The sequence below is a fragment of the Halarcobacter anaerophilus genome, from assembly GCF_006459125.1.
In the GTDB taxonomy this organism is placed as follows: Bacteria; Campylobacterota; Campylobacteria; order Campylobacterales; family Arcobacteraceae; genus Halarcobacter; species Halarcobacter anaerophilus.
The window spans coordinates 1,528,450-1,540,662 of sequence record NZ_CP041070.1 but is presented as its reverse complement, the minus strand read 5'-3'; the positions used below and the strand labels follow the sequence as shown (position 1 = coordinate 1,540,662).

Here is a 12,213-nt window from a genome sequence, read left to right as displayed (position 1 = left end):
ATTTTATGCTGCTGGTTGTCCATCAATAGCACAAACAATAGCAATAACACCAAAGTCTTTATTGTGATATTCACTCTCTTGTTCTGCTGTAGTTTTACCAACAAATTTTGTTTTAGCAAAACCAGTACCTCTATCAGCACCAATAAGAAGTTTTCTACCACCCTCTTTTGGGTCCTCATAATAATCGAAACCTTCATCAAAAGGTTTAAGCCCCGCAGTTGCACCTAAGAATAAGTTAATCTCTGTTTCAGTTGCAACTCCTGAATCTGTAAATGTTTCAGTCCCTTTATAAGAATCAAAACCTGTTGCATAAGTTGTAGTTTCACCATCAACTGTTACTGAATATGAAGTTAATTTATCAGTTGTAATAATCCCTGATTTTCTAGCATTCCAGTTACTTCTTTCAAATACGATAACACCATCATATTCTCCAAGAGCACCCGTGAAAATTGGGTTATCACTACCTCTTTTGTTTGCCATTTTTTGAGCTTCAATCCATAATGGGTCCTCTTTTAACTGTCTAGCAGCATTTGAACCAACAACAAGTAAGAAAAACTCTACATAATCAGTAATTCCACCTTCTCTTGTAACTGTTTTAAGTACAAAAGGTTCTACGATTGGGTGCTCATCACCATTACCGTCTACACCGTTTTTTGCTCTTTTTTTAGCTTCAGCAATAGCTGCCGTTGAAAAATAATCTACTGCGCCAATAGAGTCTGTAACATTTACAGGATAAACTCCGTCAGCAGCACTACAAGCTACAACATTTGTGCAAGCTTCACTTAATTTTGAAGTGATGATTCTATCGTCTCTTAAACCTAACCATTTTGGTAAATCTTTGTGAGCTTTACTTCTAAATGTTTCTGTTGCCATTTTAGATTCAAGTTTTTTTGCTTTTGATTTCAACGATTGACCGAAGATTCCATAATCAACATCTTGGTACAGAGTATTTTGACTACCAATATTATCTTCAAAATCTTGATTACCTGTAATACCATCACCCTCAATGTGGTCTCTAAAATAAACTCTAACCGTACCACCTTCTTCGTTTGGTGTTTCAGTTCTAAGGTCAGTCATAATAACTGCACCTTCGTCATTGTTCATAAATTTATTCCACCAGTTTAGCTCTACTGTTTTTGCCGTGATTGTTCTACCATATTTTAGTAATACTTTTGGATCTGTTTCTGCCCATGATGCCATTTTTTTTCCTTTATATTAATTTATCTACCGATGCCGATTTTCTTTAAATAGTCAGTATCAAGTATCTTGTCAGCTTCGTCTTTTTTCTCTTTTGCAAACTTTTGCACCTTTTCAAGTCTTTTTTTATCACCAATGATTTCACCGGCTCTAGTCAAAGTCTCAAAATCTCTTTCTAATTCCCATCTATCTTCTTCAGGAGTTATTCCATTGCCCATTTATCATCTCCCAATTCCGATTGACTTAAGATATTTTTCTCTGTCTATGTCATCTGAATAAGAGTTGTTTCCTGAAGCCCCATTTACACCGCTTAAATCTGGTGGTAAATTTTTATCTTCTTCATTTTCAGGAGGGTTTGCTTTTTTGAATTCTTCATTTGCAAGAGTTAGAAAATCAAATTTTGTTTTAGCTTGATCTCTTAGCTCTTTTTTCTTTCTAGGACTTAAATCTTCTTGGATATATTCTGCAAGAGCTTCCATATCTACATCAGGATTTTCTTTTGAAAATTTATTTGATTCGCTTAAGATGTCAAATTGTCCTCTTCTTCCTTGTAGCTGTTTTTCAAAGTTTCCAATCTCTTCTCTTTTTGCTGTTAGTTTTTCATCTCTGAATTTTTCAAATCTATTTCTTAGCATTTTATTTTTTTCAACAATATTTGAATCACTTGCTAATTTTTCAAGTTCCTCATCTGAAAAAAGTGAATTAGGATTTGATGCAAGTGTACTTTCAAATTCATCATTGATTTTGTCTGTTGCAGTTGTAAACTGCTCTTGCATAATTGTAAGTCTTGCTTCATCTTTTCTAATACCATCTTCAATAGTTGCTATATCAAGATTTTCATCTGCACCTTGATTGTTTTCAGGTGGAGTAGTATTATTAGGAGTTGAAGTAGTAGCTGGGTCTGGTTGGTTTTGATTTGGTTGTTCACCTGCCATTCTTAGTCCTTTTTAATTTCAAGTTTGGAAATTGTAAAAAGATTTTAAAAAAGAAACTAGGTGGGTATTTTAAAAAATCATATTCAGTAGCTACTATTTATATAAATTTTAATAGGTTTTTTAGCTCTATTTCATATCCATATTTTGAATTGTATCTAGAAAATAACAGTTCTATATATTTGCTAGCACTTGGGCTTGATTTTGAAGAGTATTCATTGATATCATCTATGATTTGTGGATGAAGAGTCATATTTGGAGACCTTTTCTTTTTGTATACTTGGTTGTAGTCTCTTTTTGAAGCGATTATTAAATTTGGGTTTTCTAGTATAAAAAAATTTTGTACTACAGATTCAAAGTATTTTGATTTGCTAACTTTATTTTCTTTTGCACCCTCTTCTAATCTTTTTATAAAACCAGTTGTAAAACTCCAATCAGGACATCTAACTCTTCTATCTTCATTTTCATCATAGATACATGTTCTTTTTCCATAGTGTTTAGATATCTTTGTCATGTTAATTTCCTAACTCTTCTAAGATAATATCTAGCTCTTCAGGTGTTTTTTGTTCTAATTCTTCATCTGTATAAACTTTTTTATTGGTTCCTGGATTTATGTGCTTGATTTCTCCATATAAGGTTTTTACTGTAGTGGTTAACATATTGTGATAAGTTGCATTTGTACCTATATTTTTTGATTTATCAGCAAACCTTTTAGCTCTTAAAAGGTTTTCTCCCATAAGAGCTTGAAGATTTTTTGCACTTAATACATCAAAACAAATCTCTTTTGCTACAATCTTCCCATACTCTTCAAAATCAATATCCGTAGAGCTTTTTTGAGGTTCTTGGGTAGTTAGTAATTTACTTTTTACAATCTCTTTTGCATCTTCAATAGGAAGAGTATCTTCAACTAAAGTTGCTATTGCTGTTTTTTCGTCAACGAAACGATTCTTTTGCCATGGGTCATTTTTGTTATTTACCCAGCTTTCAACTGTCTTTGCTGAGACTTCACAATTAGGGAATCTATCAAGAACCTTTGCAACGCTAAGATTGTTTGCTTCATAAACTGCTCGTATTTCAAGTTTTAGTGTTGGGTCTGTTGCCATTTTATTTCCTTTAATTTATCCATGGGAATGAATCTTTGCTAGATTTATGTTTAATTTTTTGTTCTTTTTTATTCAATTTTTTTGCTTTTTCACAATTGATTTGATTAAATAATGATTGTCTATGTTCTTTATATGGAATATTTCTATCATACCATCCACAATTATATGTCATTGCTTTCCCTGATTTGCTACCTGCTCTATTCTTTGCTCTGTCATAAAGAATGTAGTGACTCATATCAATTATTTCTCTTTCTGTATATAAAGATTGAATGACTAATTCATCATTTAATATTTTTGTTCGCCCCTTAATAAAGCTGGTAAATGGGTATTTTTCTTCTTTCCATAAAAAAGTTAATATTTTTGAATTATTGCTAGGATATTCATAAAAATAAAGCTCTTCAATTTCTCTATCTAATTTTTCATTTGCATAGTAAAAATTTTCATTTTTATAAAAATAAACTGTTTCCGTAGTATATTTATCTCTATATTTACTCCACCATTGTTTATGATGTTTTTCATCTAATATCACATACACATGATCAGCAAATTTGGTATAGTCTCCAGTTTGGTTATCTAATCGTGAAAGATTATCTTTATTGGATTTTATTTCTGTGAAAACTATATGATTTGGTAGGAATGTTGCTAAGTCAGGTCTAGTTCTTAATGCACCTCCACTAAATTCATCAAAAGTAAAACCTTTTGGAAATTTACTATCTAGCAATTTTTTAAATGCTTCTCTAATTTCTTTTTCATTGCTCATTTTATACTCCTCTCCATTTACCAGCTTTTTTAGGTTTTTTTCTTTTTGCTACTTTTTTAACTACTTTGATTACAGTTTTTTTAGGAACTGCAACTAACCAACCGGATGAAACTGCATCTATACAGTTATCTGTTTGTTGTTTTTTACTTGGGTCAAATCTTAATAGCTCTTTTTTGTATTGTTTTTGAAAATCTATATCGCACCCTTTATATATTTTGATTTGGTGTTGTTCATGTGGTGCTGTCATATAGTCTTTGATTTTTGCTTGTTTACTTATTTCTCTTGGTGGTTTAAATCCATTTATTGAGTTTTTGATTGGAGGTTTACCTTTTGCTCTTCTTTTTGTGTTTTCAATCAGTAGCTCTTTTTTTAAAACAACAATTAAGGTAATTCCTCCTCCAGCTTCTTCTATCCATACAGCAGCTTCAGGAAACTTAATCATCATTTCAATGAGTTGTCTTGATGTTCCATAAACATCCCATTTACCCCTTTTACCATCCATAATCACACACATTTCTATTTTATTATCATCTATGCTCCATCCTTCACAAGCAATAGCTCTATCATCTGCTCCTTCATTAGTTGACTCTGCATTATCAACTAAAATATAAAAATTTTGTTCGGGTAGGTCTATATCCGCTATGTAAGTGATATCCTCTTCTTTAAAATGGCCAGTTTTTGCTCTGCTTACATTTTGATTATATTGTTTTTCAAACTCTTTTTCTGAAACACCTCTTTTTAGTAGATCTATTTCTTCTTTAGTTTTGTAGTTTCTATTTGGAAGTATCTCACCAGCAGCTCTAAAGTATTTAAAATCTTCGTATTCATAAAGAATATCTTCATCGGTTATCAAAGGTAGAGTAATAACTGTCCACATTCCATTATCACTTGCAAGATTTCCACCGATATGATTTTTTACACCCTGCTCTTTCATAAATCTACCTGTTGCATCATCTTCAGCTAGTCTTTGCATGATGTTTATAACTGCACCGCCATTTTCAAGTCTTGTAAAAACTGAATTTTGTATAAACTTCCATGCTTTGTCTTTTTCAGCTTTACTATCTGAATCATCAGCTTTTAAACTATCATCGATAACTGTTATATGTGAACCTTTACCTGTAGCAGCTCCACCAATTGATGAGCCAAAATATTCACTACCGTCTGTGAGTTTCCAGTTTGCTTTTTTGTTTTGGTCGTCACTAAATTTTTTCTTTGGGAATAGGTCTTTGAAATAATCACTTTTCATAATAGTTTTTACATCAACGCTTGTATCTTCTGTTAGTTCTGCTCCATAAGTAAAGTATTGATTTTTTACAAAATCCATTATTCCTTGAACATATGATAAAAACTGTCTTACAGTAAGTTCAGTTTTAGCAAACCTTGGGGCAAGTTCTATAATCACTCTTTTTTCTTTGCCTATTATTACGTTCCATAAAACTCTTATGATTAGTTCATGGTACCAATATTCTTCAAAAGAACGTCCATAGACCTTTTCAAATACTCCATGAATGTAGAGTCTAAAACCTTCCCATCCACCTTTTCTTATCTTAGCTTTTATAACTCTTTGTTTAAGCTCTTTTGTTTCTTTGAGCTTTAATACTTTGAGTCGCTGCTGTTCTAGTATTTGTTCTTTTTCCATTTTCTATCCCGTTGAAAAGGTTTATCCCATGTTTTTATATTTAATAATCTTTCAAAAAATCTAAAAAAAGATAACATCTGTTTTTCTTAGTACTGTTGAGTTTCTGAGGATGGTTTACTGTCTAGCATCTTCATAGTCTCAACTCTTAAGGTATGTTTACTTCTGTTGGTTCCATCTTGTGCTGTCCATTGTTCAAAAACTAATCTTCCTTCAAGCAATACTTTTGAGCCTTTTCTTAAATATTGGTTTGCAGTTTCACCCATCTTTCCCATGATGGTAAATTCTAGAAAGCATACTTCTTCTTTCTGCTCTCCGGTTTGAGTTTTATATTTATGAGAAGTTGCAATACTACTTTTTGCAAGAGCTAAACCACCTGGTGTGTATCTTAGTTCTATATCTCTTGTAAGATTTCCTACCATGACTATTTTGTTAAACATTTTTTATCTCCATTATTTTTTTGATTTCCCTAACTAAAAGATCCATGTCTTCAATAGTATATTCTGTATCAACAATTTTAATTGTAAATAAATCTTCATCTATAAATTTTATTTTTGCAAATAGATTTCCATCATCCCATCTTATTTTTGCTTTCGTTTTTGAATTATTTATTTTTGTTTTCATTTGTTTCTCCTTTTTTGATTTCTGCCACCATTGTTTCTAATGCTTTTTCATAATTTCTTATCCCGGCTCTTTGTCCTACTAGGCTAGTCCATTTTTTGTCTTTATTTAACCAATAGGTTTGACCTCTTTCCGTGGTTTTAAAAATACACCAAAATTCTTGACACTCTTTCAACCCATAATTACTCATAGATTCATCTCCGGAATTTCAATATTTGTATTTTCACCATCTGAAACAAATTCGGCACTCTCTTCAGGCAAAGGTCCTTCTCCTCTTTGGTACTTTCTATTAAATTCAAGGAGCACCGGATTTAGTGATATTTCTGTTTTAAAGTGTCGTCCATTTTGTTTATTTTTTGAAACTTCAAGAAGTCTTTTATGTGCATTTGAATCAATATCATTTCCATCTTCATATTTGGGTTTTAGTTTATGGATGTACCAGATTTGACTAGCCTCGTGAGCACCTTTTTTTGTACCCATTGGTGTATGAGTACCGCCTTTTGTGTCTTCTTTACCCTGTTGAGCTATGAAAAGTATTACTAGCTCTAATTTATGAGCAAGTTTTGCAAGTTTGCTAAACTTTTCAGATTCCATCTGCTCGGCAGTTCCTTTGTTTTCTACATTCTCCACCCTCATTTGAGAGTCAATACATACAAAACGCCCCCCTCTTTTGGCAAATATTTTTATCTCTCTAGTTACATCGCTAAGGTCATACCCATCATTTATGATGAAAAGATTTTTTTTGTTTATATTCTTTTTTCTTTTTTTATTATTTTGAATATAATCTCTTACTGTAAATTCAAAAGGGAAAAATAGAGTTGGAAAACCATTTGATACATTGTGAAGTACTTGTGTAGATAAAATTGTTTTTCCTGCTTCCGGGTCACCCATAACCAAGATAAGTTGCCCAGCTGTAACACCGCCTTTTAAATAATCATCGATAAAACTAACCCCCGTTTCAAAAATAGGAAGAGGTTTCATTGCTTCAATCTCTTTTTCCCACTGTTCGTAGCTTTTTGCTCTTGAGCCAATCGCAACATCAAGATTAATTGTTGAATCTTCAATTATCTTAACTACAGAGGAGCTGCTTTTTCTTAAATTTAACTCTTCTTGGATTTTCAGTGAAAGTTTATAGAGTTCTCTTTTGTTATTCCATTCAATTAACTCAATTGCTGTAATTTTTAAATCACTTATCGCATCTTCTGCTCCCACAAGTTTAAGAGCGGTCAAATGTTCCGGATCAATTTTTCTAAGTTCTTCTCCAACTGCTACGATCGATAAATTTCTATCTGTTTCGTCCAAATTCTTAATTGCTTGCAAAATTTGTTTATGTGATTCTAAAGTAAAGTGTTCAGTTTTTATAATCTCACTAATATCACTAAAATTATCAGTTTTGATTATAGATGCTAGAAAATTCCTTTCTAGATCTAAATTTGCTAAATTTTCTATCATTCTAATACTCCCCTAAGATATGCTTTTATTTCTCCTGGTCTAAATTCCATCTCTTTGTATGCGTCAATATCATTCCCCAAATTTTTTAAAATACTTTGTTCATTAGATGAAAAAATATAATTTTTGCCCCTCATTTGGTTCCAAATTTCAACTTCTGCTAAATCTGTTATCTTTATAAGTTCGGTAATTTTTTGATTTAGAACTGCAACTGTGTCTTGGCTTTGCCGCTGTACTATGTCTGTGGATTTAATTTCATAATCCTCATAATAACCTTCAGAAAGCCATTTTTTAGCAATTTTGATAAATTTTTCCTCTGTTTGTGATGTTTGCAGTGAATACTTTTGAGCCCCATATATTGCCTGAGCTTGTAATTTTTGATTGAGTTGTTTAAATTCATTGTATGCACCTCTTTTCCCATATTTTTTAGGGTAAAATTCCCAAAATGCTAAGAACTCTTTTGAATATCTTTCCGCCCCTTCATTTGGTAATTTTTTTTGAAGTTTTTCTACCTTTTTTTCACTCTTAGGAAGAGGTTTTTCTTTATTTATTTTAAGTTTAAGTTCTTCAATTTTTTCATAGTTGATTGAATACCAATTTGTACGGTTTAACAAATTAGTATCAAGTTGTTTTACATAAATACAACCATTTTTTTTAAGTTTTTCGATTGTCCTTATGACTGTATTTTTAGACCAAAAAGGAAATTGAATTTGCCACTGGTCCACTGTATTAAAAACCCATTTTTTATCATCAATTAGCTTAGTAGATTTTTTTAACCAATAATCTAGTTGCTTAATAAATATTGCTTCATTTAATCCGATCTCTTTTGCAAGATTTGGTTCTATGGTAAGCTTAGTTTTTTCTACTAAATAATTCACTAATTACCACTAATTATTTTTTATATTAATAATCCAATTAAGGTCAATACATTTATCTTTACAGTAGTTAATAACCTGCTCATAGGGAATTCTATCGTTTCTCTTCATTGTTGCAAAAGTAGAATTGTCTATTTTTAGTTCTCGTGCAACATCAATATCTGTATTAAGGTGTGTAATGAATTTAAATTTTGATATAAACTCATTAAATTTATTGATCATCATTTGTAACTCCAAAAACTTTTATGATGAAACTTTACTCTTATAAATCTTAAAATTATGTTAATCCGAATACAATAAAGAATAAATGTATATTTATTTTTGTGTAATCTAATGGTATTCTTCTGTTTAGTTTTACTCATTTTGGGAATATCTAACATTTACTCATTTTGGGTAGAAATAATACTCATATTGATTTAATGCTTTTACTCATTTTGGGTAAATGGTAAAATATAATAATTTTCTTGTTTTTTTACGGATTATCGGATAATTATTGTTTTTATGTTATAATTTATAAAAATTTAACAAGGTGATTTTATGTCAACTATATATGAAGCTCTTTTAAGAATAGAAGAGCTATATGATTGTAAATCAATTGCAGATACAGCTAATTTATTAGGCATGCCTAAAAATACCTTTTATGATAATAGGATTAAAGCAAAAAATGACTTTAATAAAATCAAAGAATTAGAAACGGAAAAAAATCCTATAAAAAAAGAATTACTAAAAAAAGCAATATCTAATAGTAAACAAAAACATTATTCAAATGCTCTTTATCATCAATTCATAGAATTGGCTATTAAAGATAATTTGAATTTGAATTGGGTATTTAACGGTAATTTACCAATTCACAACAGTAGTGAAGAAAAAGTAGCAAAAATAGTTCAAAAACACTATATAAAAGAATCCATTACCGAAGATACTGTTGCTATCCCGTATTTTAGTGATATAAAAGCAAGTGCCGGGAATGGTTATATTAATGAAGAAAATGAAGAACCAGATTTTATAGTTCTGCCAAAGAATATGATAAAAGGCAAAAATATAAATGCATTAAAAGTAGATGGTGATTCTATGGCTCCAAATATAAAACCTGATTCTATAATTTTTGTTGATTTATCAAAGAAAAAACTAAAAAATGCATCTGTATATGTTGTACGATATGAAGATGAAGTTTATATTAAAAGATTAGAAGAGCTAGAAGATTATATACTTCTAAGATCTGATAATATTGCTTATAATACAATAACTGCAAAAAAAGAAGATGTTTTTATAATTGGCCAAGTGATAGATTCTCTATCTTTAGGAAATATAGAATAGTTGCGGCTCCGCCGCCCCGCCCTCGTTTGTTTTTAAAATTTAGATATTAGGAATTTAGAAAATCAAATTAAAAGCTTGGTTTATCCTAATTCTTGAAAATAAATTTTAAAAATTTTTGAGAGTATGTATGATTACTATTTTTATATATAGGAACATACAAAAATAGCCATGGTGATTTTGGGAATTGCTGGGTTGGGGGAATGGGGACCCCTTAAAAATAAACCCAGGTCTTGAACTCCAGCTTTTATTTTTAGATAGTGCTGCTGTTCCTGGTGAAAGATTTATAATAAAATTTATAGTTTTATTGCTGACTTTTGCCGAGTTGGTTGGTATATATTTTTTTATATACCTAAGTTATGGGGTTAGTTTGTTTTTGTCCGTTGGTCTAAATGGGAGGAGTACATAAAATACAAGTATGATTGCACTTTGGTTCCTGTACTTTAAAGAATTTGATTTTTGTTTTCGTTGACGAAATATTGTTTCTACTCTTTGATATTTTTGTAAATATATTCCTAATTCCTCAAAAAAATAGGAATGACGTGCAAAAATACCCTTAGATTTTAAATTTTTGTTTTTATTTGTATTTTTTTATCTCTTAACTTACCAAATTTTCGTCAAATGGGGGCGCGGTTTTTTGGTTGGTCTTATTACTTTTGAATCTTAGCTAAATTTATTGAAATGTTATTTTGTGTAAAATATCTTTCTTTTGGAGGAGTTTTAACATGATAAAGATATTAATTAGTGGGATATTATTTCTTATTTTTAGTGGATGCGTAGCAAATAAAATATCTATTGAGCCTATTAAAGCTTTACCTTTTTATGATAAAGATAAAGCAAATGTTTATTTGGTAAATAATGAAACAGAGATGGGATATCAAATGGAATATAAATATATTATAGAATCTGATAGGCTAAAAAAAGATATGTTAGTTTGTTATTCTCAATATTCTTATCAGTCTCTGGATGAGGGGAAATATAAGTTTTTATTAAAGAATAATGGAACAAATATGGTAGGAGAAAGAGAAGATGCTGTTCCTTATGTAATAGAGGTTAAAAAAGGAGAAATTTATATATTAAAACCTGATACAACTTTTGATGTAAAAGCTGCCCTTAAATTTTTTACTTTTGTTCCTTTATTGAATAAGGGGATGAATCCTGTTGATCCACATATTGAATTAAAAGAAATTGATAAAAATTTAGCACTTGAAGAGATAAATAAAGGACTGCAATTTACAAATATTTTTAATGGGGGCAAAAGACCATATCCTAAAAGAGCGGAAGATAATATAGGTAATTCGTGCTTAGATATGGCTTTTGATAGGTTTTAATTTTTATTTAAAATATGAATAAATTGAATAACAAATTATTAGTATGGTCCATAATATTCCACTTACGATGAATCTGTATTTTAGGTGTTTGAAGTTCATTTATTTGATTTAATAATTATAATCTTAGAATTTTTTAGTAGGTTTGTACTGCACTCAAACAATATATTTTCGGCTTTATGAATCAATGTATCTTTCATAAGCCAAATTTCTAAATATGTAATTTTTTTTAATTTTAATTCAAACTGTTTTGGTTCATCTCTTTTTATGAAACCACTATGTTTGAAGTTGTTTATATAATCACTATTCATTGTATATATGTGTTTTAAATTATTCAATTCTCTTTTGCATAAATTTTCTAATTCATTATTTGTTTTTTTGTCTTGATTATAGATGTTTATATGTATTTTTATTTTATTATCAAATTCATCATAGTAAACAGTTCCTGTTGTGTATGTATTATTGACTCTATTTTTTGTTATATCAGTAGCTAGCTCATGCATATTTTTTGTTTTTAATATCCCAATATCCCACATTGTTGCTTTATCATTTAGTAAATAGTTAACAATTTCTGATTTTTCTGCAAATAAGAAATTAGTAAATAGTAGTAGAAATAGTAATTTTTTCACATTAAGACCTTTTTTATAAATATATCTAGTTTAATTATATTTCACTAAAAAAGGGATTAAGTGAGGATATTTATTTTATATGAGGTTTTACAGCCTCTACGACCTTATCCATATCTTTGGCTTTAATATAGTTATTTAGCCAAGATTCTACCCAATATGGTATTCCTTGTGAACTGCCCCAATTATTAAGTGAACCAACACTAATCCCTATAATACTTGCAAACTCTTTTTTTGATAATGATGCTTTTTTTAATAACTCATTAAATTCTTCTTTTTCCATAATATAACCTAAATTCATTTTATAATGATGTTATTCTATCATAAAATCATTATAAAATGATAAAAAGTATTGACAATTTAATTATATAA

General features: G+C 29.8%; 17 protein-coding genes. 2 read left to right on the top strand and 15 right to left on the bottom strand.

Annotated features, from left to right (window positions below):
• Positions 1-3: 3 nt before the first annotated feature.
• From AANAER_RS07505 to AANAER_RS15185, 13 genes are all read right to left on the bottom strand, one after another.
• Positions 4-1,200, bottom strand: a complete 1,197-nt coding sequence (locus tag AANAER_RS07505) for a phage capsid family protein (protein WP_129081667.1) — start codon at positions 1,198-1,200, stop codon at positions 4-6.
• Between the two features lie 20 nt (positions 1,201-1,220).
• A complete protein-coding gene (locus AANAER_RS07500; RefSeq protein WP_129081666.1) occupies positions 1,221-1,415 on the bottom strand; it encodes a hypothetical protein in 195 nt (64 codons plus the stop codon).
• A 3-nt stretch (positions 1,416-1,418) separates the two neighbouring features.
• A complete protein-coding gene (locus tag AANAER_RS07495) occupies positions 1,419-2,132 on the bottom strand; it encodes a hypothetical protein (RefSeq protein ID WP_129081665.1) in 714 nt (237 codons plus the stop codon).
• Between the two features lie 97 nt (positions 2,133-2,229).
• Positions 2,230-2,643: a hypothetical protein gene (locus AANAER_RS07490; protein WP_129081664.1), complete on the bottom strand. Its 414-nt coding sequence runs from the start codon at positions 2,641-2,643 to the stop codon at positions 2,230-2,232.
• A 1-nt stretch (position 2,644) separates the two neighbouring features.
• Complete coding sequence (locus AANAER_RS07485; protein WP_129081663.1) at positions 2,645-3,232, bottom strand: hypothetical protein; 588 nt, start codon at positions 3,230-3,232, stop codon at positions 2,645-2,647.
• Between the two features lie 10 nt (positions 3,233-3,242).
• Positions 3,243-3,992: a hypothetical protein gene (locus AANAER_RS07480; RefSeq protein ID WP_129081662.1), complete on the bottom strand. Its 750-nt coding sequence runs from the start codon at positions 3,990-3,992 to the stop codon at positions 3,243-3,245.
• 1 nt (position 3,993) lies between these two features.
• A complete protein-coding gene (locus AANAER_RS07475; protein WP_129081661.1) occupies positions 3,994-5,631 on the bottom strand; it encodes a hypothetical protein in 1,638 nt (545 codons plus the stop codon).
• A gap of 86 nt (positions 5,632-5,717) precedes the next feature.
• Positions 5,718-6,068, bottom strand: a complete 351-nt coding sequence (ssb, locus tag AANAER_RS07470) for a single-stranded DNA-binding protein (protein ID WP_129081660.1) — start codon at positions 6,066-6,068, stop codon at positions 5,718-5,720.
• Positions 6,061-6,252, bottom strand: a complete 192-nt coding sequence (locus tag AANAER_RS07465) for a hypothetical protein (protein WP_129081659.1) — start codon at positions 6,250-6,252, stop codon at positions 6,061-6,063. The genes ssb and AANAER_RS07465 overlap by 8 nt, the downstream gene beginning before the upstream one ends.
• Positions 6,233-6,439, bottom strand: coding sequence for a hypothetical protein (locus tag AANAER_RS07460; RefSeq protein WP_129081658.1), 207 nt, complete (start codon positions 6,437-6,439; stop codon positions 6,233-6,235). Before AANAER_RS07460 ends, AANAER_RS07465 begins: the two co-directional genes overlap by 20 nt.
• On the bottom strand, positions 6,436-7,701 hold the full coding sequence (locus AANAER_RS07455) for a DnaB-like helicase N-terminal domain-containing protein (protein ID WP_129081657.1): 1,266 nt from the start codon (positions 7,699-7,701) through the stop codon (positions 6,436-6,438). Before AANAER_RS07455 ends, AANAER_RS07460 begins: the two co-directional genes overlap by 4 nt.
• Positions 7,698-8,576: a hypothetical protein gene (locus AANAER_RS07450; RefSeq protein WP_129081656.1), complete on the bottom strand. Its 879-nt coding sequence runs from the start codon at positions 8,574-8,576 to the stop codon at positions 7,698-7,700. The genes AANAER_RS07455 and AANAER_RS07450 overlap by 4 nt, the downstream gene beginning before the upstream one ends.
• 9 nt (positions 8,577-8,585) lie before the next feature.
• The gene (locus AANAER_RS15185) at positions 8,586-8,795 is read right to left on the bottom strand and encodes a helix-turn-helix domain-containing protein (RefSeq protein ID WP_407646605.1); all 210 of its coding nucleotides are present in this window, start codon (positions 8,793-8,795) and stop codon (positions 8,586-8,588) included.
• 315 nt (positions 8,796-9,110) lie between these two features.
• On the opposite strand from AANAER_RS15185, the gene AANAER_RS07440 reads away from it, so the two are divergent.
• A complete protein-coding gene (locus AANAER_RS07440; protein WP_129081654.1) occupies positions 9,111-9,890 on the top strand; it encodes a S24 family peptidase in 780 nt (259 codons plus the stop codon).
• Between the two features lie 722 nt (positions 9,891-10,612).
• Positions 10,613-11,218, top strand: coding sequence for a hypothetical protein (locus AANAER_RS07435; RefSeq protein ID WP_129081653.1), 606 nt, complete (start codon positions 10,613-10,615; stop codon positions 11,216-11,218).
• Positions 11,219-11,313: 95 nt separating this feature from the next.
• On the opposite strand, the gene AANAER_RS07430 is transcribed toward AANAER_RS07435, so the two are convergent.
• Complete coding sequence (locus tag AANAER_RS07430; RefSeq protein WP_129081652.1) at positions 11,314-11,844, bottom strand: hypothetical protein; 531 nt, start codon at positions 11,842-11,844, stop codon at positions 11,314-11,316.
• Positions 11,845-11,914: 70 nt separating this feature from the next.
• Positions 11,915-12,124, bottom strand: coding sequence for a helix-turn-helix domain-containing protein (locus AANAER_RS07425; protein ID WP_129081651.1), 210 nt, complete (start codon positions 12,122-12,124; stop codon positions 11,915-11,917).
• Between the last annotated feature and the right edge of the window lie 89 nt (positions 12,125-12,213).

Coding starts and splice junctions, on each gene's coding strand:
- AANAER_RS07505 (WP_129081667.1), bottom strand. CDS start 1,200: ATGGCATCATGGGCAGAAACAGATCCAAAAGTATTACTAAAATATGGT.
- AANAER_RS07500 (WP_129081666.1), bottom strand. CDS start 1,415: ATGGGCAATGGAATAACTCCTGAAGAAGATAGATGGGAATTAGAAAGA.
- AANAER_RS07495 (WP_129081665.1), bottom strand. CDS start 2,132: ATGGCAGGTGAACAACCAAATCAAAACCAACCAGACCCAGCTACTACT.
- AANAER_RS07490 (WP_129081664.1), bottom strand. CDS start 2,643: ATGACAAAGATATCTAAACACTATGGAAAAAGAACATGTATCTATGAT.
- AANAER_RS07485 (WP_129081663.1), bottom strand. CDS start 3,232: ATGGCAACAGACCCAACACTAAAACTTGAAATACGAGCAGTTTATGAA.
- AANAER_RS07480 (WP_129081662.1), bottom strand. CDS start 3,992: ATGAGCAATGAAAAAGAAATTAGAGAAGCATTTAAAAAATTGCTAGAT.
- AANAER_RS07475 (WP_129081661.1), bottom strand. CDS start 5,631: ATGGAAAAAGAACAAATACTAGAACAGCAGCGACTCAAAGTATTAAAG.
- ssb (WP_129081660.1), bottom strand. CDS start 6,068: ATGTTTAACAAAATAGTCATGGTAGGAAATCTTACAAGAGATATAGAA.
- AANAER_RS07465 (WP_129081659.1), bottom strand. CDS start 6,252: ATGAAAACAAAAATAAATAATTCAAAAACGAAAGCAAAAATAAGATGG.
- AANAER_RS07460 (WP_129081658.1), bottom strand. CDS start 6,439: ATGAGTAATTATGGGTTGAAAGAGTGTCAAGAATTTTGGTGTATTTTT.
- AANAER_RS07455 (WP_129081657.1), bottom strand. CDS start 7,701: ATGATAGAAAATTTAGCAAATTTAGATCTAGAAAGGAATTTTCTAGCA.
- AANAER_RS15185 (WP_407646605.1), bottom strand. CDS start 8,795: ATGATCAATAAATTTAATGAGTTTATATCAAAATTTAAATTCATTACA.
- AANAER_RS07440 (WP_129081654.1), top strand. CDS start 9,111: ATGTCAACTATATATGAAGCTCTTTTAAGAATAGAAGAGCTATATGAT.
- AANAER_RS07435 (WP_129081653.1), top strand. CDS start 10,613: ATGATAAAGATATTAATTAGTGGGATATTATTTCTTATTTTTAGTGGA.
- AANAER_RS07425 (WP_129081651.1), bottom strand. CDS start 12,124: ATGGAAAAAGAAGAATTTAATGAGTTATTAAAAAAAGCATCATTATCA.